The organism is Pseudomonas bharatica CSV86, assembly GCF_000319305.2.
Taxonomy (GTDB): Bacteria; Pseudomonadota; Gammaproteobacteria; order Pseudomonadales; family Pseudomonadaceae; genus Aquipseudomonas; species Aquipseudomonas bharatica.
In genome coordinates this window covers 69339-90318 of sequence record NZ_AMWJ02000004.1, presented here as the reverse complement: position 1 = coordinate 90318, position 20980 = coordinate 69339, and the positions used below count along the sequence as shown (strand labels likewise).

Below are 20980 nucleotides of genomic sequence, written 5' to 3'. Positions count from 1 at the left end.
CCCTGTTCGGCCTCAGTGCAAGGAAGGTTTGGCGGCGGCGGCGACCGGCTTGGCCAGCTCCGTGTAGAGCAGCAGCGGCGCGACACGCAGGTATTCCATTACTTCCATATAGTCGCTTTCGCCATCGTCGGACTCTTCCAGGGCGTCCTGGACTTGCGAAATGGCGGTGAGGTCCTGCAGCACTTCCTTGGCTTCGTCGCTCAGGTCCTTGCCGCCGGCATTCAGGCCGAAACCGGCAAGGAAGCCCTGGCACCACTGGCCCAGGGCGCCTGCACGTTCGCTCAGTGGCTGCTCGTCGCCGGGCAGGAGCAGGACGATGGTGATGTCTTCGCCGGTCAGTTCGCCCTTGACCATCTCCTGGAGACCGATCAAAGCGTTGCGAACGTTGTCTACCGGTTCGGTTTCCAGCAGGTGGGCCGCATCGGCCAGCCAGGCGTCGGCATCGAAGCCGGCACCGGCGCAGCTGCGGCCGAGCAGCAGGCCATGCAGCTCGGCGGGGGAAACGGGGTGGCCGTTGCTGCTGAGCAGGCTGGCGAAGGCTGTGTACGGCGATTGGGTATTGGACATGGCAACTAGGCGCCAGACGGCGCAATGACTAGAATGAAGGCCTTGTATCCTAGCACCGGCAGGCGCGCCAAGACCATCGAAGCGGGTAAACCCGGCCAGTGGCGGACGTGGGTACGAAGCGGTCACGGCCAGACGAATCGAGTGGCGAGCAATGCAAGAAGACGAGCTGCAAACGCTGAAGAGCCGTCTCGAACTGCTGATCGAGCGGGTCGAGCAACTAAAACGGCAAAACGCACTCCTATCCGTGCAGGAGAAGTCCTGGCGCGAGGAGCGCGCCCACCTCATCGAAAAAAACGAAATCGCGCGACAGAAAGTCGAATCGATGATTTCGCGGCTCAAGGCCCTGGAGCAAGACTCATGAGTTCACCGAACAATGTCACCGTGCAGATACTCGACAAAGAGTATTCGATCATCTGTCCGCCGGAAGAGCGCAGCAACCTGATCAGTGCCGCCCGCTACCTCGACGGCAAGATGCGCGAGATCCGCAGCAGCGGCAAAGTCATCGGCGCCGACCGCATCGCGGTGATGGCCGCGTTGAACATCACCCACGACCTGCTGCACAACCAGGAGCGTCCCGACGCCCAGAGCGGCGGTGCCACCCGCGAGCAGGTGCGCGAGCTGCTGGACCGCGTGGATCAAGCCCTGGCCGACGACTCGGATACAAAAAGCAACTAACTTTCTGTATACTCCGCCCCACTCCCTGGAGTGCTTGCCAGTCGGTCATGTCCCTGAGCCGATACGCACAACCACGGGGGTTGCACGTGGGGCCGGTGTGCATGTCCGCTTGACGGAAAGCCTTAACGCCTCCTGCAATCTCCACCTTGAACTTTCGGGTTCAAGGGCTACACCGACAGCGGTTCGTCGGGGAGCCTGCTTCCTTTGCCTGCGCACCTTACTTCCTCCGCGCAGGCATCCCTAGGGATCGCCCGTGCCATGACCGACACCGCGTCGCTGACCCGCCCCCAACTTCGCCGCCTGCTTCGCAATGCCCGCCGCGCCCTGACGCCGGCCGAGCAACGCCGCGCCGCTCGCGGCCTGTACCGGCAACTGGCGCAGCATCCGCTGTTCCGCCGTGCCCGGCATATCGCCCTGTACCTGCCCAATGACAGCGAGATCGACCCGCGCTTGTTGCTGCGCGAGGCCCAGCGCCGTGGCAAGTGCACCTACCTGCCGGTGCTGCATGCCTGGCCGCGGACCAAGATGGCCTTCCAGCGCTTCGAGCACGGGGAAAAACTGCGCCCCAACCGCTTCCGCATTCCCGAGCCGACTATCAGCCTCGCACGGCAACGCCCGGTCTGGGCGCTGGACCTGATCCTGCTGCCGCTGGTGGGATTCGATGAACTGGGCGGGCGCCTGGGAATGGGCGGTGGCTTCTATGACCGCAGCCTGGCCTATCAGGGTCGTCGCAAGGCCTGGAAGAAACCCTTGCTGCTGGGGCTGGCACATGAATGCCAGAAAGTTGAGCGTCTGGCGCAGGCCAGTTGGGACGTTCCGCTACAGGGAACGGTATCGGACAAAGGCTGGTACCTGGCGCGCTGAATCAGCGCTGGACCTGGGCCTGGGCTTGCGCAGGAACGACCGGCATCTGGTAGGCAGCGTCGGCCTTGCGCTCCCAGAAGCTCTGGGCGTAACCGGTGGTGACCACGCCAAGACCGAACACGAAGACGAGTACCCAGAACAAATCCGGTTTGCGATTCATCGATTGCCCCCTCAGGCAAACTCATCACGATGTCCGCAGCGGTTCTTGTTATAAGCCGTGCAGCAGCGTCAAGCTGAAAAAATTTGGCGCATTTTCCGACAACGCGCGTCTGCACGCAAACCTTGACGTCAACCAGTCGTCGGTTTGATGCAACAGGTTGTTTCAAAGCAAAACAGGTAGCGAATCCATGGCGTATTGGCTGATGAAATCCGAACCCGACGAGCTGTCCATCGAGGATCTGGCCCGTCTTGGCGAGGCACGCTGGGACGGCGTGCGCAATTACCAGGCGCGCAATTTCCTGCGCGCGATGGCGGTCGGTGACCCGTTCTTTTTCTATCATTCCAGCTGCCCCGAGCCGGGGATCGCCGGCATCGCCCGGATCAGCGCCGGTGCCTATCCGGATCCGACCGCACTGGACCCGCAGAGCCACTACCACGACGCCAAGGCCAGCGCCGAGAAAAACCCCTGGAGCGCAGTGGATGTGGCCCATGTGGAAACCTTCCGCAAGGTCCTGGGCCTTGGCTACCTCAAGCAGCAGGCCGCCCTTGCCGAACTGCCGCTGGTGCAGAAGGGCAGTCGCCTGTCTGTGATGCCGGTCACAGCGGAGCAATGGGCGGCAATACTCAATCTTCGCTGAACGGGGTAGGATCGGAACTCATTTGACGCTAATCAACCCACCAGGGCAGGTGGTCCGTCACACTCTGACGCGTACGTAAGCAGGATGCGAAACCATGTCGATGAGCCAACATACACCCAGGATCTTCGCCGGCGCACTGATTGCGCTGCTGCTGGCGGCCGGAGGCCTGGGCTACTGGAAATCCCTGCATGACCGCCTGCCCGAGGGCCTGGCCATGGGCAACGGGCGACTCGAAGCCACCGAGGTGCAGATCGCCAGCAAAATCCCCGGGCGCCTTGCAGAAGTGCTGGTCGACGAAGGCGACAAGGTCGTCCGTGGCCAGCTTCTCGCCCGCATCGATACCCGTACCCTCGAAGCCCAGCGCAGCCAGGCCGAGGCCGAAGTCCTGCGAGCCCGGGAAAACTTCGCCGCCGCCCAGGCCACCGTGCAACTGCGCCAGAGCGAACAGTTGCTGGCCAGCCAGGAATTGAAGCGGATCAAGGAACTGTTCCAGCGCAAGTACGCCAGCCAGCAGTTGCTCGACCAGCAACAGGCGCGCTTCGACACCAGCAATTCTGCAGTGGTTGCCGCCCGTGCACAGTTGGCGGCGATCAAGGCGGCGATCGGTGCGGCCGAGGCCCAGGTTGCCCAACTGACCAGCGAGATCGACGACAGCAGCCTGCGCGCGCCGCTAGACGGCGTAATCCAGTTGCGCCTGGCCGAGCCGGGCGAAGTGCTGGGTGCCGGCGGTCGCGTACTGCTGCTGATCGACCCCGGCGACCAGTACATGAACCTGTACCTGCCCGCATCGACCACCGGCCGCCTGACGGTCGGCGACGAGGCCCGCATCGTCCTCGACGCCCTTCCCGACCAGGCTCTGCCGGCGAAGATTGCCTTCGTCGCGGCCAAGGCGCAGTTCACCCCCAAACAGGTGGAAACCCGTGACGAGCGGCAGAAGCTGGTGTTCCGGGTGAAACTGCGCCTGACCACACCCGACGCGGTGCCCCAGGCCAAGCCCGGCATGCCCGGGGCCGGCTACGTGCGCACCACCTCCGTGGACTGGCCGGCCAACCTGCAATGAGCGCCCTGGCGCTGCGGGCGAGCGGGATCGATCACCGCTACGGCGCGCTGCAAGCCCTGCGCGACATCACCTTTGACCTCCCCGCCGGCACCCGCTGCGGGCTGATCGGCCCGGACGGCGCCGGCAAATCGACCTTGCTCGGCCTGATCGCCGGGGTAAAGCGCCTGCAGCAGGGCGAGCTGGAAGTCCTCGGCGGGCCGATCCGCAAGCGCTCGCACCGCGCCAGCCTGTACCCGCTGATCGCCTTCATGCCCCAGGGCCTGGGCGGCAACCTGTACCCGGACCTGTCGATCAGCGAGAACATCCGCTTTTTCGCCACCCTGTTCGGCCTGTCCCGCAGCGAATGCGATGCGCGCATGCAGACCCTGCTCGACGCCACCGACCTCGCCCGCTTCGCCGAGCGCCCAGCGGGCAAGCTGTCCGGTGGCATGAAGCAGAAGCTCGGCCTGTGCTGCGCGCTGATCCACGAGCCGGACCTGCTGATCCTCGACGAACCCACCACGGGTGTCGATCCGCTGTCACGGCGGCGTTTCTGGGAGCTGGTGGAGCGTGTGCGCCAGCAGCGGCCGCAACTGACGCTGCTGGTGGCGACGGCCTACATGGAGGAAGCCGAGCAGTTCGAACACTGCCTGATGCTCGACCGCGGCCAGTTGATCGCCGCCGGCCTGAGCAGCGAACTGGCCAGCGTCACCCCGGGCGGCAAGCTGGACGAAGCCTTCACCCATTTCCAGGGTGATCGCCGGCACGACGCCGAGCCCTTGCGGATTCCACCCCAGGACAGCCAGGACCACAGCATCGCCATCGAGGCCCATGACCTGACCCTGCGCTTCGGGGACTTCACCGCGGTGAACAAGGTGAGCTTCGCCATCGGTCGCGGCGAGATCTTCGGTTTCCTCGGGTCCAACGGTTGCGGCAAGACCACCACCATGAAGGTGCTCACCGGCCTGATGCCGGCCAGCGAAGGCAGCGCCACCCTCCTCGGCAGGCCGGTGGACGCCAGGGACCTGGCCACACGCAAGCGGGTCGGCTTCATGTCACAGAGCTTCTCGCTGTACGGCGAGCTCAGCGTGCGCCAGAACCTCGAACTGCACGCCCGCCTGTTCGACCTGGACAAGGCCGACAGCACGCCACGGATCGCCGAACTGATCGAGCGCTTCGACCTCGGCGAGGTGGCCGACCAGCAGTCCGGCGCCCTGCCGCTGGGCCTGCGGCAACGCCTGTCGCTGGCCGTGGCGGTGCTGCATCGCCCGGAAGTGCTGATCCTCGACGAACCGACCTCGGGCGTCGATCCCGCCGCCCGCGACGACTTCTGGCGCTTGCTTGTCGAGCTGTCGCGCGAACAGGGCGTCACCATTTTCCTTTCCACCCACTTCATGAACGAAGCCCTGCGTTGCGATCGCATTTCGCTGATGCACGCCGGCACGGTGCTGGCCTGCGACACGCCTGCGGCGCTGCAGGTGCGGTACGGCGGCGAGACGCTGGAGGACGCCTTCGTCACCTGCCTGGAACAGGCCCAGGGTGGCGCGCTGGATACACCGCAGGCCAATCTGGACAACCCTGCCGGCCCGGCCAGTCCGCCACCACGTCGCGGCTTCAGCCTGACCCGGCTGGTCGCGGTGGCCAGCCGCGAGGGCAAGGAGCTGCTGCGCGACAAGGTGCGCCTGGCCTTCGCCCTGGCCGGTGCGCTGTTCATGATGGTCATCTTCGGCTTCGGCATCTCCCTGGATGTGGAGAACCTCGCGTTCGCCGTCTACGACCAGGACCAGAGCCCGCAAAGCCGGGCCTATCTGGAAGCCTTCCGCGGCTCGCGCTACTTCGCCGAACAACCGCCCATCCGCGACCCGCAGCAGTTGCACCAGCGCCTGCAACGTTCGGAGATCAAGCTGGCCCTGGAAATCCCGCCGGGTTTCGGGCGCGACCTGATGGCCGGGCGCCAGCCGGTGGTCGCTGCCTGGCTCGACGGCGGCATGCCGTTCCGCGCCGAAACCAGCCGTAACTATGTCGAGGCAGTGCACCAGGCCAACCTCGAGCAACTGGCGGCCCTGAGCAGCCCGGCGCAACCGCGCCAGGCGGCGGTAAAACTGGAAACCCGGTTCCGCTACAACCAGGACGTAGTCAGCGTGAACGCCATCGGCCCGGGGGTGATGGCGCTGATCCTCGCCTTCATCCCGGCGATGCTCACCGCGCTGGGCATCGTCCGGGAAAAAGAACTGGGTTCGATCACCAACTTCTACGCCACGCCCCTGACCCGCCTGGAGTTTCTTCTCGGCAAACAGGTGCCGTACCTGGCGGTGAGCCTGGTCAACCTGGCCTTGCTGGTGGCAATGAACCGCTGGCTGTTCGGTGTACCGTTCAAGGGCAGCGCCCTGGCCCTGGCCTGCGGCGGCGTGCTGTACCTGCTGGCGACCACCAGCCTCGGCCTGCTGATTTCCGCCTTCACTCGCACCCAGATCGCGGCCATCCTCGGCACCATGATCCTCACCAGCCTGCCGACCATCCAGTTTTCCGGGCTGATCGTGCCGCGTTCGTCCCTCGACGGCTCGGCGGCGCTGATGGGCCAGCTGTTCCCGGCGGGCTACTTCCTCGACATCGCCGTCGGCACCTTTACCAAGGCCCTCGACCTGCGCGAGCTGTGGCCGCAGTGCCTGGCGCTGCTGGGCTTTTTCGCCGCGTTCACCGGGTTGAGCCTGGTCATGCTGAAGAAACAGGAGGCCTGATGCAGCGTCTCGCCCATATCCTGCGCCTGGGCCTGAAGGAACTGACCAGCCTGCGCCACGACAGTGTCCTGCTGCTGTTCCTGCTCTACGCCTTCAGCGTGGCCATCTACATGCCGGCGGCAGGCTCGGTGATCGGTGTGCATAACGCCAGTGTCGCGGTGGTCGACGAGGACCGCAGCCCGGTCTCGCGCAAGCTCGCCGAGGCCCTGCAACCACCGGAGTTCCAGGCGGCGGTGCCGCTGGCCTACGGGCAGATGGACCGCAGCCTGGACCACGGCCTGTTCACTTTCGTCATCAATATCCCGGTGAATTTCCATACCGACCTGCTGGCCGGGCGCTCCCCGGAAATCCAGATCAATGTCGATGCCACGGCAATGAGCCAGGCGTTCATGGGTGCGGGCTACATTGCACGGATCTTCGAACGCGAACTACTCGATTACGCCAACGCCGCCAATCGCCCGCCGATCCAGCTGGAACCGCGGGCGCTGTTCAATCCCAACCTGGAGGGCGGCTGGTTCCTCGCGGTGATCCAGATCATCAACAACATCACCATCCTTGCCATCGTCCTGACCGGCACGGCGCTACTGCGCGAACGCGAGCACGGCACACTCGATCACCTGCTGGTGCTGCCCCTGACGGCACTGGAAATCATGCTGGCGAAAATCGCCAGCAACGCGCTGGTAGTCGTGCTGTGCACCTGGGTGTCGCTGGAAGTGATCGTGAAGTGGGCTTTGGGCGTGCCGCTGGCGGGCTCGCTGGGGCTGTTTCTCGGAGTGACCGCACTGTATCTGTTCGCCAGCACCGCGCTGGGGATCTTCCTCGCGACCCTGGCACGTTCGACACCGCAGTTCGGCCTGCTGGCGATTCCGGTGATCATCCCGATGCTGCTGCTCTCGGGGGCAGCACGCCGCTGGACAGCATGCCGCAATGGTTGCAATGGGTGATGCAGCTATCGCCTTCGACCCACTTCGTCAGCCTCGGCGCCGCCATTCTGTTCCGCGACGCCGGAGTCAACGTGGTCTGGCCGGACCTGCTGGCCCTGGCGGCGATCGGCCTGGCCTTCTTCGTGATCGCCCTGGCGCGCTTTCGCCGCAGCCTGGCCTCGTGACTACTGGACGATCAGGTTGTTGAACAGCAGGTCTTCGACGACCGGGCGGCCTTCTTCGTTTTCCAGCACCTGCTGGACCTGCTTGAGGGCTTCCTGGCGCAGCTTTTCCTTGGCCTCGACATTGCTCATGGCATCCAGCGGCTGCTGGGTGAACAGCGCCACCAGCTGGTTGCGGATCAGCGGCTCGTGGTGCTTGACCGCGGCAGCATCGGCGTCGCCGGTGACCTTGAGCGCCACGTCGGCCTTGTACACCCGCAGGCGCGGGCTGCCGTCGAGAGCGTAGTTGCCGACGAATGGCGGGTTCAGACTGACATAGGACACCTTGGGCGCCGCGCCTTCCTTCTCTTCTTCGGCCATTGCCGCTGCTGGCAGCATCAGTGCCAGTACCACCAGGATCCACGCTTTCACGAACTCGCTCCTCGAAACAATGGGTCGCCAGCATACCCAGCGCGCCTGGCAAACCCAAGCCCGGGCTGGCTTATGCCGGCCTATTCAGGCCAGGCCATGCTCGTTGACCCGGCCCCTCGCCTACCTACACTTATCGGCCACCCCTCGCAAAGGAATAGCCCCGATGAAAGCCTTGTTGTGCAAAGCCCATGGTCCGGCCAGCGACCTGGTGCTGGAAGAGGTCGCCAGCCCGGCACCGAAGAAGAACGAGATCCTCCTGGACGTGCACGCAGCCAGCGTCAATTTCCCTGACACCCTGATCATCGAAGGCAAGTACCAGTTCAAGCCGCCCCTGCCGTTTTCGCCTGGTGGCGAAGCGGCAGGGGTGGTCAGCGCAGCCGGGGAAAGCGCTGGCGGCTTCCAGGCCGGCGACCGGGTCATGGCCCTGACCGGCTGGGGCAGTTTCGCCGAGCAGGTGGCGGTGCCGGCCTATAACGTGATGCCGATTCCCGAAGGCATGGACTTCGTCACCGCATCGGCCTTCGGCATGACCTACGGCACGTCGATGCACGCCTTGCGCCAGCGTGGCCAATTGCAGCCGGGCGAGACTCTGCTGGTGCTGGGCGCCTCGGGCGGTGTCGGGCTGGCGGCGGTGGAAATCGGCAAGGCCATGGGCGCGCGGGTAATCGCGGCCGCCAGCAGCGCGGACAAGCTGGAGACCGCCAGGGCCGCCGGGGCGGATGAGCTGATCGACTACAGCCAGGCCAGCCTCAAGGACGAAATCAAGCGCCTGACCGCCGGCAAGGGCGTCGATGTGATCTACGACCCGGTCGGCGGCGACCTGTTCGACCAGGCCGTGCGTGGCCTGGCATGGAACGGACGGCTGCTGGTGGTGGGCTTTGCCAGCGGGCGGATTCCCGAGTTGCCGGTGAACCTGGTGCTGCTCAAGGGCGGCGCGGTGCTTGGCGTGTTCTGGGGATCATTCGCCCAGCGCCAGCCGGCGGACAATGCGGCGAATTTCCAGCAATTGTTTACCTGGTTTGCCGAAGGGAAGCTGAAACCGCTGGTGTCGAAGACCTATCCACTGGCGGAGGCCGGGGAAGCGATCGAGCAACTGGCTAGCCGCAAGGCGGTGGGCAAGTTGGTGGTGAAAGTGAGGTAAACCTCAAGGGCCTCATCGCTGGCAAGCCAGCTCCCACAAGGTCCGGGTCAACCAAGGTTTTGTGCCAGGCCCTAAACCTGTGGGAGCTGGCTTGCCAGCGATAGGGCCCTCGACAACGCCATCAATTCCCCTGCTGGGAATGACAGCGCCTGTACCGCGCCTCAAGGTTGCGGTCCGGCATTGCATGGCTGCGCAGCGCCTCCAGCGTTTGCTCCACATACTCCCGGGTGGTGCCGTAGCGCCCCTTGGCGCTGGCGAGGATGTGCGTGAGCAGGCTGTCCGGTAGATTTCCCGCATAGCAAGGCAGGTGCCGCTCCAGCACGAAGCCCAGGGCCTGGACCTTGCTGCCGTCATCCAGCCGGCAGTTGAGCCAGTGCGGCTTGTAGGCCGGGTAAGGCATCTCCCGCTGCCACAGCGCCAGCAGCGAGTCCTGCAAGGTATCTTCGGGCAGGCGATAGGCGAAACCGCTGCACGAACCGCCTCGGTCGAGCCCGAACACCAGCCCCGGGCACTCCGGTGTGCCGCGATGCTCGTGGGACCACAGGTACAGCCCGCGGTGATAGCCATGCACGCGCCCACGGCGCCGCTCGGTCGATTGGCATTCCGGACGCCAGATCAACGAACCGTAGGCGAACAGCCAGACCGGCCCGCCATGATGCAGGGCCATGGTCTTTTCGACCGATTCAAGAAGTTGTTCCCGGGACAATTGCTGTCCGAAATCCAGCACCGGGGGATACGCCTGGGGAAAGGTGCAGGTTCAAGTACCGACATAGCCGCCGCCAAAGATCCTCGTGAAATACCGAAGTACCTCACTATAAAGCCAACACTCTCGTTGAACACTTACCGTACGGCAGATAGCGGTGCGTTAACAAGCCCCGTTGCGCTCAGAGCCCGTGAATTCGGGCATTTCGGAATATTCGACTGTACTTTTGCAAGTGTAGCGATACTTTTTCACGTTGCGCGCAACAATGAATAAATGCCAGCCCTTATAAGCTTTACTTGCGCAGTTGGTTATTTACCTCAGGCGCGCCATTGCAACGCGCCTTATTACCGAAGTTACCCCCGTGGGGCATAAGCAAATACATCGGCACGCATCTGGTGCGCGTCCATGCCGGCTTCGACCAGGGCGTCGAGGGTCGCATAGACCATGTTCGGCGAACCACTGGCATAGACATGGACCAGCGACAGATCGTCGATATCCTCGCAGACCGCCTCGTGCAACAGGCCGCAGCGCCCCGTCCAGCCGCACTGATCGCTGACCACCTGGTGCAGGAACAGGTTGGGCAGTTGCTGCCACTGCGCCCACGCCTCGATCTCGTAGAAGTCCTCGGGCCGGCGCACGCCCCAATACAGATGCACCGGATGCGCGAACCCCTGCACCCGACAGTGCTCGATCAGGCTGTGCATCTGCGCCATGCCGGTGCCGGCGGCGATCAGCACCAGCGGACCATCGGGCAGTTCGGCCAGGTGGGTATCGCCGAAGGGCATCTCGATCCGGGCCATGCCGTTGCGCTGCAACTGGGCGACCAGGTCTACCGCGCTTTTCTCGCGGGCCAGTACATGCAATTCGAGATCGCGGCCGCTGTGCGGCGCCGAAGCCAGGGAAAAGGCCGCCTTGTCCCCGCCGTCGCGCTCGATCATCAGGTACTGCCCGGCGTGGTAGCGCGGCGGCTTGCCGGCCGGCGCGCGCAGACGGACGCGATAGACGTCGCCGCCAACTGGCGCACATTCACTGAGCTGGCAGGCCAGCTCGCGCACCGGCAGCTCACCGAGGGCGAGCACGCCATCCCAGAGCAGCACGCAGTCTTCCAGCGGCTCGGCGATGCAGGTGAACAGCTCACCGTGATCGCGCACCTCGCCGTTCTGGCGCACGCGCCCTTCTACCAGCAAGGCAGCGCAAACATGGCAGTTGCCATTGCGACAGCTCTGCGGGCAGTCGTAACCCAGGCGCTGCGCCGCTTCCAGAATCCTCTCGCCGGGGGTGACGGTCATCACCGCCCCGGACGGCTGCAAGGTCACCTGCATCAATCTATTCCCAACTGGTTCCACAATTCATCGATCCGCTTGGTCACGGCTTCGTCCTTGACGATGACCCGGCCCCATTCGCGGCTGGTTTCACCCGGCCACTTGTTGGTGGCATCCAGGCCCATCTTCGAGCCGAGGCCCGAGACCGGCGAGGCGAAGTCCAGGTAGTCGATCGGGGTGTTGTCGATCATCACCGTATCGCGCTTGGGGTCCATGCGCGTGGTGATGGCCCAGATCACGTCGTTCCAGTCCCGCGCATTGACATCGTCGTCGGTGACGATAACGAACTTGGTGTACATGAACTGTCGCAGGAACGACCACACCCCCAGCATTACGCGCTTGGCGTGGCCCGGGTACTGCTTCTTCATGGTCACCACCGCCATGCGGTACGAGCAGCCTTCCGGCGGCAGGTAGAAGTCGGTGATTTCGGGGAACTGCTTCTGCAGGATCGGCACGAACACCTCGTTCAGCGCCACGCCGAGGATCGCCGGCTCATCCGGTGGCCGGCCGGTGTAGGTGCTGTGGTAGATCGGCTTGGTACGGTGGGTGATGCGCTCGATGGTGAACACCGGGAAGCTGTCGACTTCGTTGTAATAGCCGGTGTGGTCGCCATACGGGCCTTCCGGCGCGGTTTCGCCCGGATGGATCACGCCTTCGAGGATGATCTCGGCAGTGGCCGGAACCTGCAGGTCGCTGCCGCGGCATTTCACCAGCTCGGTACGGTTGCCGCGCAGCAGGCCGGCGAAGGCGTATTCGGAAAGGGTGTCGGGTACCGGGGTGACGGCACCGAGGATGGTCGCCGGGTCGGCACCCAGGGCCACTGCCACCGGGAACGGCTTGCCGGGGTTCTTCTCGCACCATTCGCGGTAGTCGAGGGCGCCGCCACGGTGGCTCAGCCAGCGCATGATCACCTTGTTGCGGCCAATCACCTGCTGGCGGTAGATGCCGAGGTTCTGGCGCTCCTTGTTCGGCCCGCGGGTGACGGTCAGGCCCCAGGTGATCAGCGGCGCTACGTCGCCGGGCCAGCAATGCTGGATCGGCAGCATGCCCAGGTCGACGTCGTCGCCTTCGATGACCACTTCGTGGCAGGGCGCATCCTTTACCACCTTCGGCGCCATGGACACGACCTTCTTGAAGATCGGCAGTTTCGACCAGGCGTCCTTCAGGCCCTTCGGTGGCTCTGGCTCCTTGAGGAAAGCCAGCAGCTTGCCGATCTCGCGCAATTCGCTGACCGACTCGGCACCCATGCCCATGGCCACCCGCTCCGGAGTACCGAACAGGTTGCCCAGCACGGGAATGTCGTAACCGGTGGGACGCTCGAACAACAGTGCCGGCCCCTTGGCCCGCAGCGTGCGGTCGCAGACTTCAGTCATTTCCAGGACCGGCGAAATGGGGACCTGGATGCGCTTGAGTTCAGAGCGCTGCTCCAGGCCACGGATAAAGTCGCGCAAATCGCGATACTGCATGCGTGAGCCTCGTATTGGCCGTATCGGTCGGGGTGGGCAGTGTAACGTCGATCCGGGCCGGTCAGAATAGCGTTTATGACAGATAGCAAAAAGCCGGGTTTCCCCGGCTCTTGCATACAGCGAGTGCTTACTTGCGCTTCATCGACAGGAAGAACTCGTCGTTGGTCTTGGTCTGCTTGAGCTTGTCGACCAGGAACTCGATGGCGGCGATCTCGTCCATCGGGTGCAGCAGCTTGCGCAGGATCCACATGCGCTGCAGTTCGTCGTCGGCGGTCAGCAGCTCTTCGCGGCGGGTACCCGAACGGTTGATGTTGATGGCCGGGAACACACGCTTCTCGGCGATGCGGCGGTCCAGGGGCAGTTCCATGTTGCCGGTACCCTTGAACTCCTCGTAGATCACTTCGTCCATCTTCGAGCCGGTTTCGACCAGCGCTGTGGCGATGATGGTCAGCGAGCCGCCTTCCTCGATATTACGCGCGGCACCGAAGAAGCGCTTCGGCTTCTCCAGGGCGTGGGCGTCGACACCACCGGTCAGGACCTTGCCGGAGCTCGGGATCACGGTGTTGTAGGCGCGGGCCAGGCGGGTGATGGAGTCGAGCAGGATGACCACGTCCTTCTTGTGCTCGACCAGGCGCTTGGCCTTCTCGATAACCATCTCGGCCACTTGCACGTGACGGGTCGGCGGCTCGTCGAAGGTCGAGGCGACCACTTCGCCGCGCACGGTGCGCTGCATCTCGGTCACTTCTTCCGGGCGCTCGTCGATCAGCAGGACGATCAGGTGGCACTCGGGTTGTTGCGGGTGATGTTCGCCGCGATGTTCTGCAGCATGATGGTCTTGCCCGCTTTCGGCGGGGCGACGATCAGGCCGCGCTGGCCCTTGCCGATCGGGGCGCAGAGGTCGATCACGCGGCCGGTGAGGTCTTCGGTGGAACCGTTGCCGGCTTCCATCTTCAGGCGCTCGTTGGGGAACAGCGGCGTCAGGTTTTCGAACAGGATCTTGTTCTTCGCGTTTTCCGGACGGTCGAAGTTGATGGTGTCGACCTTCAGCAGTGCGAAGTAACGCTCGCCCTCTTTAGGCGGCCGGATCTTGCCGACGATGGTGTCGCCGGTGCGCAGGTTGAAACGACGGATCTGGCTGGGCGAGACATAGATGTCGTCAGGGCCGGCCAGGTAGGAGGAGTCCGCCGAACGCAGGAAGCCGAAACCGTCCTGGAGAATCTCCAGCACGCCGTCACCGGAGATTTCCTCGCCGCTTTTCGCGTGCTTTTTCAGCAGGGAGAAAATCACATCCTGCTTGCGCGAACGGGCCATATTTTCTATGCCCATCTGTTCGGCCATTTCGAGCAGATCGGTAATCGGCTTTTGCTTGAGTTCAGTCAGGTTCATAAGGGGAATGGAGTAATCATGTAAGAAAGGAGAGATTAAGCATCTGGCTTAATGAAGCCGCGCCGCGGGAGGCGAATGATCGCGTACTGAATTCGAATTGGAATGCGGCGACGGGCGTGCAGGGGGCACTGGAGAATCAGTGCGAGGCCGAATGTAACACCTGCTTTTTCTGGCGTCTAGTCACCAGAAAGAGAAAAGCCCCGACGAATGCGGGGCTTTTTCGAGGCTCAGAGATGAGCGTCGAGGAAGGCTTGCAGCTGCGACTTCGACAGCGCGCCGACCTTGGTAGCCTCGACGTTGCCGTTCTTGAACAGCATCAGGGTCGGGATACCACGAACGCCGTGCTTGGCCGGGGTCTGGTCGTTTTGGTCGATGTTCAGCTTGGCGATGGTCAGCCTGCCCGCGTAGGTTTCAGCGACTTCGTCCAGAACAGGAGCGATCATTTTGCAAGGACCGCACCATTCAGCCCAGTAGTCCACCAGTACAGGGCCTTCGGCCTGCAGCACGTCGGCCTCGAAAGAGGCGTCGGTGACGTGTTTGATAAGTGCGCTCATGGAAATCTCCAAGTTCGGAAGCAAAAAAACGTCGCTCATCATAGCCGCCCTGCCAGCCGACAGGAAGTCGCAATCGATTGAGTCTAACTATGATAGTTGATGATTTGCCGAATGGACTGTCACACAAAAGACACAATTCCTACGCGAAACTGCGCCATATCAAGCCCCGGAGTGCCGCGCGTTGGCGTATGACGTCTATCGTGGCAGGATTGCCGGGTTAACGACCGAGAAGCCATTACCATGCCCCACTCCTCCGCCAAGAACCTTTCCCTGATCGCCGCCATCGACCTGGGCTCCAACAGTTTCCACATGGTTGTAGCCAAGGCCCATCACAGCGAGATCCGCATCCTGGAGCGCAATGGCGAGAAGGTCCAACTGGCGGCCGGTATCAATGAAGAACGCCATCTCAGCGAAGAGTCCATGCAGCGCGGCCTCGACTGCCTGAAGCGCTTTTCCCAACTGATCAACGGCATGCCGCAGGGCTCGGTGCGCATCGTCGGCACCAACGCCCTGCGCGAAGCGCGCAACCGCGGCGAATTCATCCGCCGCGCCGAAGAAATCCTCGGCCACCCGGTGGAAGTGATTTCCGGTCGCGAGGAAGCCCGCCTCATTTACCTGGGCGTTTCCCATACCCTCGCCGATACGCCGGGCAAGCGCCTGGTCGCCGATATCGGCGGCGGCAGTACCGAATTCATCATTGGCCAGCGTTTCGAGCCGCTGCTGCGCGAAAGTCTGCAGATGGGCTGCGTCAGCTTCACCCAGCGTTATTTCCGCGACGGCAAGATCACCCCGGCGCGCTACGCCCAGGCCTACACCGCAGCACGCCTGGAACTGATGAGCATCGAAGGCGCACTGCACCGCCTGGGCTGGGACGAAGCCATCGGTTCCTCCGGTACCATCCGCGCCATCGGCTCGGCGATCAAGGCGGCTGGCCTGGGCAGTGGCGAAGTCAACGCCGAAGGCCTGGCCTGGCTCAAGCGCAAGCTGTTCAAACTGGGCGAGACCGACAAAATCGACTTCGACGGGGTCAAGCCCGATCGCCGGGCGATCTTCCCGGCGGGCCTGGCGATCCTCGAGGCCATCTTCGACGCCCTCGAACTGCAACGCATGGACCATTGCGACGGCGCCCTGCGCGAAGGCGTGCTATACGACCTGCTCGGCCGCCATCACCACGAGGACGTGCGCGAGCGCACCCTCACCTCGCTGATGGAGCGCTACCACGTCGACCAGGGCCAGGCCGCTCGGGTCGAGCGCAAGGCGTTGCATGCCTTCGACCAGGTGGCCAAGGCATGGGATCTTGAAGAAGGAATCTGGCGCGAACTGCTGGGCTGGGCAGCCAAGGTGCACGAAGTGGGGCTGGACATCGCCCACTATCACTATCACAAGCACGGCGCCTACCTGATCGAACACTCCGACCTGGCCGGATTCTCCCGCGAAGACCAGCAAATGCTGGCCCTGCTGGTACGTGGCCATCGCCGCAACATCCCCAGGGACAAGTTCGCCGAGTTCGGCGACGAAGGCACCAAGCTGATCCGCCTGTGCGTGCTGCTGCGCTTCGCCATCCTGTTCCACCACATCCGCGGCAACCAGCAAATGCCGAAGGTGCAGTTGCAAGCCAACGAAAACAGCCTGGACGTGGCCTTCCCCGATGGCTGGCTGCAGGAGAACCAGCTGACCCGGGCCGACTTCGAGCAGGAAGCCGAGTGGCTGACCCGGGTAGGCTTCGTCCTCAGCGTACGCTGAGGACCGGGTTGCTCAGGCGCTCCAGCAGGGTCGCCTGGGCACTGCGCGGGTTCTGGTTGCCGGTCGGCGAGCTGCGTACGTAGCGCCCGTCCGGTTGCAGGATCCAGGCGTGGGTGTTGTCGGTCAGGTACCCTTCCAGCTCCTTCTTCACACGCAGCAGCAATTTCTTGCCTTCCACCGGGAAGCAGGTCTCGACGCGCTTGTCGAGGTTGCGCTCCATCCAGTCGGCACTCGACAGGAAAATCTGCTCGTCGCCACCATTGAGGAAGTAGAACACCCGCGTGTGCTCGAGGAAGCGGCCGATAATCGAGCGCACATGGATGTTGTGCGAAACCCCGGCGATACCCGGACGCAAGCAGCACATGCCACGCACCACCAGGTCGATGCGCACCCCGGACTGGCTGGCCTTGTACAACGCGCGGATGATCTTCGGATCGGTCAGCGAGTTGAACTTGGCGATGATGTGCGCCGGCTTGCCGTCCAAGGCGAACTGGGTCTCCCGGGCGATCATGTCGAGCATGCCTTTCTTCAGGGTGAAAGGCGCGTGCAGCAGCTTCTTCATGCGCAGGGTCTTGCCCATGCCGATCAACTGGCTGAACAGCTTGCCGACGTCTTCGCACAGGGCGTCGTCGGAGGTCAGCAGGCTGTAGTCGGTGTACAGGCGCGCATTGCCGGCGTGGTAGTTGCCGGTGCCCAGGTGGGCGTAGCGGACGATCTCACCGGCTTCGCGACGCAGGATCAGCATCATCTTGGCGTGGGTCTTGAAGCCGACCACGCCATAGATCACCACGGCACCAGCGGCCTGCAGACGGCTGGCCATCTGCAGGTTGGACTCTTCGTCGAAGCGCGCGCGCAGTTCGATGACCGCGGTGACTTCCTTGCCGTTGCGCGCGGCGTCCACCAGGGCATCGACGATTTCCGAGTTGGCACCGCTGCGGTACAGGGTCTGGCGCACGGCAAGAACGTGGGGGTCCTTGGCGGCCTGGCGCAGCATGTCCACCACCGGTGTGAACGATTCGAACGGGTGCATCAGCAGGATGTCCTGCTTGCCCACCACGCTGAAGATGTTCTCGCTGTTCTGCAGCAGCTTGGGAATCGCCGGCGTGAACGGGGTGTATTGCAGCTCCGGGTGGCTGTCCAGGCCGGTAATGCTGAACAGGCGGGTCAGGTTTACCGGACCGTTCACCTGGTACAGCTCGCTCTCGCTCAGGCTGAACTGCTTGAGCAGATAGTCGGACAGGTGTTTCGGGCAGGTGTCGGCGACTTCCAGGCGCACCGCATCACCATAGCGACGGGAGAACAGCTCGCCGCGCAGTGCGCGGGCCAGGTCTTCCACGTCTTCGGAGTCCAGTGCCAGGTCGGCGTTGCGGGTCAGGCGGAACTGGTAGCAGCCCTTGACCTTCATGCCCTGGAACAGGTCGTCGGCGTGCGCATGGATCATCGACGAGAGGAATACATAGTTGTCGCCAGGGCCGCCGACTTCCTCGGGCACGCGGATGATCCGTGGCAGCAGGCGCGGCGCCGGGATGATCGCCAGGCCGGAATCGCGGCCGAAGGCATCGACACCTTCCAGCTCGACGATGAAGTTCAGGCTCTTGTTCACCAGCAGCGGGAACGGGTGGGTCGGATCCAGGCCGATCGGCGTGATGATCGGCGCAATCTCGTCGCGGAAGAAGCGGCGCACCCAGGTCTTCAGCTTGGCGGTCCAGTGCCGGCGGCGGATAAAGCGGATCTGGTGCTTTTCCAGTTCCGGCAGCAACACATCGTTGAGGATGGCGTACTGGCGCTGAACTTCGCTGTGCACCAGGTCGCTGATTCGCGCCAGCGCCTGGTGCGGCTGCAGGCCGTCGGCGCCGGCCTGTTCGCGGGCGAAGGTGATCTGTTTCTTCAGGCCCGCAACACGAATTTCGAAGAACTCGTCCAGGTTGCTGGAGAAGATCAGCAGGAATTTCAGCCGCTCCAGCAAGGGGTAGGACTCATCCAGCGCCTGCTCCAGCACACGGATGTTGAACTGCAACTGCGACAGCTCGCGATGGATATAAAGACTGCTGTCGTCCAGGCCCGGGATCGCCACGGCCGGCGCCGGCGCAGCGGCCGCCGTTTCCGCGGAGACGACCGGAACCGCAGCGGGCTCGGGCGGGGTTTCCAGCATCGGCTCGGGAATGACCGGCCCTTCCTTCACGTCCTTGATGTCCTTAACCGCAGCTTCGATCAGTGCTTCGTTATTCATATTGCGTTCCTGAAGGGCGTTACTGCCCTCTCATCAATTGTGCGGCGCGCACAGCGAAATACGTGAGAATGCCGTCGGCACCCGCGCGCTTGAAGGCGGTGAGCGACTCGAGAATGACGCCCTCGGAGAGCCAGCCATTCTGGATCGCCGCCATGTGCATCGCGTATTCGCCGCTGACCTGGTAAACGAAGGTCGGCACCTTGAACTCGTCCTTGACCCGCTGAAGGATATCCAGATACGGCATGCCTGGCTTGACCATGACCATATCGGCGCCTTCGCTGAGGTCGGCCGCCACTTCATGCAGCGCCTCGTTGGTATTGGCCGGGTCCATCTGGTAGGAGGCCTTGTTGGCCTTGCCCAGATTGAGCGCCGAACCGACCGCATCGCGGAACGGACCATAATAGGCGCTGGCGTACTTGGCCGAGTAGGCCATGATGCGCACGTTGACATGGCCGGCCACTTCCAGGGCCTCGCGGATCGCCTGGATGCGACCGTCCATCATGTCCGACGGCGCGACCACCTGGGCGCCGGCGTCGGCATGGGACAGCGCCTGGCGGACCAGGGCATCGACGGTGATGTCGTTCTGGACGTAACCCTCTTCATCGAGGATGCCGTCCTGGCCGTGGGTGGTGAACGGGTCGAGAGCGACGTCGGTGATCACCCCCAGCTCCGGGAAACGCGCGCGCAGCGCACGGGTAGCGCGCTGGGCAATGCCCTCGGGGTTCCAGGCTTCGGCACCATCAAGGGACTTCTTCTCGGCCGGGGTTACCGGGAACAGGGCCAGGGCCGGAATGCCCAGTTCGACCCACTCGGCCGCCGCTTCCAGCAGCAGGTCGATGCTCAGGCGCTCGACGCCCGGCATGGACGCGACTTCCTCGCGACGGTTCTCACCATCGAGAACGAAGACCGGCAGGATCAGGTCATCGACTGTCAGAACATTCTCACGAACCAGGCGACGGGAAAAATCGTCGCGGCGATTGCGACGCAGGCGGGTAGCGGGAAACAGGCGATTGGCAGGGGTAAAGCTCACGGCAGACTCCTGAGCCCGCATGGACAGGCGGGCGCGACAGTTATAAGCGGCCATTATGACGCTTGTGTGACAGGCGGGGACAACCCTGCGACCTACAGACGCAGTCATTGTCCCTTGTAGGAATTGTTCACGTCGAGACACATTTGGACACTTTCCCCGAAGGCCATGAAGGGGTAGGCTGCGCGTTCATTTCGCCAGCATCCAGAAAATGCTCCAACAATTCCTGCAAGATTTTGGCTACTTTGCCCTTTTTCTAGGTACGTTCTTTGAAGGCGAGACCATCCTGGTGCTGGCCGGATTCCTGGCGTTCCGCGGATACATGGATATCAACCTGGTGGTGCTGGTGGCCTTCTTCGGCAGCTACGCCGGCGACCAGCTCTGGTACTTCATGGGGCGTCGCCATGGACGCAAACTGCTGGCGCGCAAACCACGCTGGCAAATGATGGGCGACCGTGCACTGGAGCATGTGCGCCGCCATCCCGACATCTGGGTGCTGAGTTTCCGCTTCGTCTACGGCCTGCGCACAGTAATGCCGGTGGCCATCGGCCTGTCCGGTTATCCACCGCGCCGCTACCTGCTGCTCAATGGCATCGGCGCGGCCATCTGGGCCCTGGCCCTTGGCGCGGCCGCCTACCACTTCGGCGCGATCCTCGAAGGGCTGCTGGGCAATGTGAAAAAGTACGAGCTATGGGTGCTTGGCGGTCTGCTGGTGCTGGGCGGCCTGCTGTGGTTGCGCCGACGCTTCAAGGCTGCGCGCATCGCCAAACAGCAAGCGCAGGCCCAGCAGGCTGAGCAGCTCGTAGGCGAGCAGAATGACCCATCCCAGGACAGTGACCGGCGCTAAACCGGCCCACCCGGCCAGCGCGTAGGCCGGCAGGGTCAGCGCCAGGCGCAGCATTTCCAGCTTCAGCGCCCAGGGACGGTTCTCCAGTGCCGTCCCCAGCACGAACAACCCGAACCCGATCACCAGCGCGCCCAGCCACAATGCTGGCAGCGACAGATGCGGGCCCGCGTTCATCAGATAGCTGCCCAGCGCCACGTAGATAACGAACTGCAGCACTACATAGAGCTGTCGCGACCAGGCCAGGGGCACCTCGAACTTCTTGAAATTCGCCAGGTCCTGCCCGGCCTGTGGATAACGTTGCGCCACATCCGCCGGTCGCCAGCCGGTGGGCATGAACCAGATGCGCAGCTTGTCCTGCCAGCGCG

General features: G+C 63.6%; 18 protein-coding genes, 1 other RNA gene and 2 pseudogenes. 11 read left to right on the top strand and 10 right to left on the bottom strand.

All coding sequences use genetic code 11. From position 1 onward, the window contains the following. Window positions 1-12: 12 nt before the first annotated feature. Complete coding sequence (locus CSV86_RS26985) at window positions 13-567, bottom strand: YecA/YgfB family protein (RefSeq protein WP_009395627.1); 555 nt, start codon at window positions 565-567, stop codon at window positions 13-15. 151 nt (window positions 568-718) lie between these two features. Here CSV86_RS26985 and CSV86_RS26980 point away from each other — a divergent pair, with 151 nt between their 5' ends. From CSV86_RS26980 to CSV86_RS26965, 4 genes are all read left to right on the top strand, one after another. Next, window positions 719-928 (top strand): TIGR02449 family protein, encoded by a 210-nt coding sequence (locus tag CSV86_RS26980; RefSeq protein WP_009395629.1) that lies wholly within the window; start codon window positions 719-721, stop codon window positions 926-928. After that, window positions 925-1242, top strand: coding sequence for a cell division protein ZapA (locus tag CSV86_RS26975; protein WP_009395631.1), 318 nt, complete (start codon window positions 925-927; stop codon window positions 1240-1242). Before CSV86_RS26980 ends, CSV86_RS26975 begins: the two co-directional genes overlap by 4 nt. 19 nt (window positions 1243-1261) lie before the next feature. Then, window positions 1262-1439, top strand: a non-coding RNA gene (gene ssrS / locus CSV86_RS26970) — 6S RNA. Between the two features lie 61 nt (window positions 1440-1500). Then, entirely contained in the window at window positions 1501-2106 is a 606-nt protein-coding gene (locus tag CSV86_RS26965; RefSeq protein WP_009395633.1) for a 5-formyltetrahydrofolate cyclo-ligase, read from the top strand. Window position 2107: 1 nt separating this feature from the next. On the opposite strand, the gene CSV86_RS26960 is transcribed toward CSV86_RS26965, so the two are convergent. Beyond that, window positions 2108-2266 (bottom strand): hypothetical protein, encoded by a 159-nt coding sequence (locus tag CSV86_RS26960; RefSeq protein WP_009395635.1) that lies wholly within the window; start codon window positions 2264-2266, stop codon window positions 2108-2110. A 187-nt stretch (window positions 2267-2453) separates the two neighbouring features. Here CSV86_RS26960 and CSV86_RS26955 point away from each other — a divergent pair, with 187 nt between their 5' ends. The 4 genes and pseudogenes from CSV86_RS26955 (at window position 2454) to CSV86_RS26940 (ending at window position 7788) form a co-directional block, all read left to right on the top strand. Beyond that, window positions 2454-2903, top strand: coding sequence for an EVE domain-containing protein (locus CSV86_RS26955; RefSeq protein WP_009395637.1), 450 nt, complete (start codon window positions 2454-2456; stop codon window positions 2901-2903). Between the two features lie 100 nt (window positions 2904-3003). Next, window positions 3004-3963, top strand: a complete 960-nt coding sequence (locus tag CSV86_RS26950) for an HlyD family secretion protein (RefSeq protein ID WP_080604712.1) — start codon at window positions 3004-3006, stop codon at window positions 3961-3963. After that, the gene (rbbA, locus tag CSV86_RS26945; RefSeq protein WP_009395642.1) at window positions 3960-6680 is read left to right on the top strand and encodes a ribosome-associated ATPase/putative transporter RbbA; all 2721 of its coding nucleotides are present in this window, start codon (window positions 3960-3962) and stop codon (window positions 6678-6680) included. The genes CSV86_RS26950 and rbbA overlap by 4 nt, the downstream gene beginning before the upstream one ends. Further along, window positions 6680-7788: pseudogene (locus CSV86_RS26940) on the top strand (ABC transporter permease). Before rbbA ends, CSV86_RS26940 begins: the two are co-directional and overlap by 1 nt. Here the strand turns inward: CSV86_RS26940 and CSV86_RS26935 are convergent. After that, window positions 7789-8196, bottom strand: a complete 408-nt coding sequence (locus tag CSV86_RS26935; protein ID WP_009395646.1) for a flagellar basal body-associated protein FliL — start codon at window positions 8194-8196, stop codon at window positions 7789-7791. 163 nt (window positions 8197-8359) lie between these two features. Here CSV86_RS26935 and CSV86_RS26930 point away from each other — a divergent pair, with 163 nt between their 5' ends. Further along, a complete protein-coding gene (locus CSV86_RS26930) occupies window positions 8360-9337 on the top strand; it encodes an NADPH:quinone oxidoreductase family protein (protein WP_009395648.1) in 978 nt (325 codons plus the stop codon). Window positions 9338-9458: 121 nt separating this feature from the next. Here CSV86_RS26930 and CSV86_RS26925 read toward each other — a convergent pair whose 3' ends face one another. The 5 genes and pseudogenes from CSV86_RS26925 to trxA form a co-directional block, all read right to left on the bottom strand. Next, window positions 9459-10064 (bottom strand): gamma-glutamylcyclotransferase, encoded by a 606-nt coding sequence (locus CSV86_RS26925; protein WP_009395650.1) that lies wholly within the window; start codon window positions 10062-10064, stop codon window positions 9459-9461. Between the two features lie 329 nt (window positions 10065-10393). Further along, on the bottom strand, window positions 10394-11362 hold the full coding sequence (locus tag CSV86_RS26920; RefSeq protein ID WP_009395652.1) for a CDP-6-deoxy-delta-3,4-glucoseen reductase: 969 nt from the start codon (window positions 11360-11362) through the stop codon (window positions 10394-10396). Next, window positions 11362-12828, bottom strand: a complete 1467-nt coding sequence (gene ubiD / locus CSV86_RS26915; RefSeq protein ID WP_009395653.1) for a 4-hydroxy-3-polyprenylbenzoate decarboxylase — start codon at window positions 12826-12828, stop codon at window positions 11362-11364. Before ubiD ends, CSV86_RS26920 begins: the two co-directional genes overlap by 1 nt. A 127-nt stretch (window positions 12829-12955) precedes the next feature. After that, window positions 12956-14214, bottom strand: a pseudogene (gene rho / locus CSV86_RS26910) (transcription termination factor Rho). A 227-nt stretch (window positions 14215-14441) separates the two neighbouring features. Then, window positions 14442-14768 (bottom strand): thioredoxin TrxA, encoded by a 327-nt coding sequence (trxA, locus tag CSV86_RS26905; protein WP_009395655.1) that lies wholly within the window; start codon window positions 14766-14768, stop codon window positions 14442-14444. Between the two features lie 240 nt (window positions 14769-15008). On the opposite strand from trxA, the gene ppx reads away from it, so the two are divergent. Continuing rightward, window positions 15009-16511, top strand: coding sequence for an exopolyphosphatase (gene ppx / locus CSV86_RS26900; RefSeq protein WP_009395656.1), 1503 nt, complete (start codon window positions 15009-15011; stop codon window positions 16509-16511). On the opposite strand, the gene ppk1 is transcribed toward ppx, so the two are convergent. Both ppk1 and hemB read right to left on the bottom strand, forming a co-directional pair. Continuing rightward, a complete protein-coding gene (ppk1, locus tag CSV86_RS26895; protein WP_376699776.1) occupies window positions 16498-18663 on the bottom strand; it encodes a polyphosphate kinase 1 in 2166 nt (721 codons plus the stop codon). The genes ppx and ppk1 overlap by 14 nt on opposite strands. 97 nt (window positions 18664-18760) lie before the next feature. Further along, entirely contained in the window at window positions 18761-19771 is a 1011-nt protein-coding gene (gene hemB / locus CSV86_RS26890) for a porphobilinogen synthase (protein WP_009395658.1), read from the bottom strand. Between the two features lie 208 nt (window positions 19772-19979). On the opposite strand from hemB, the gene CSV86_RS26885 reads away from it, so the two are divergent. After that, window positions 19980-20615, top strand: a complete 636-nt coding sequence (locus CSV86_RS26885; protein WP_080604711.1) for a DedA family protein — start codon at window positions 19980-19982, stop codon at window positions 20613-20615. Window positions 20616-20980: the final 365 nt, after the last annotated feature.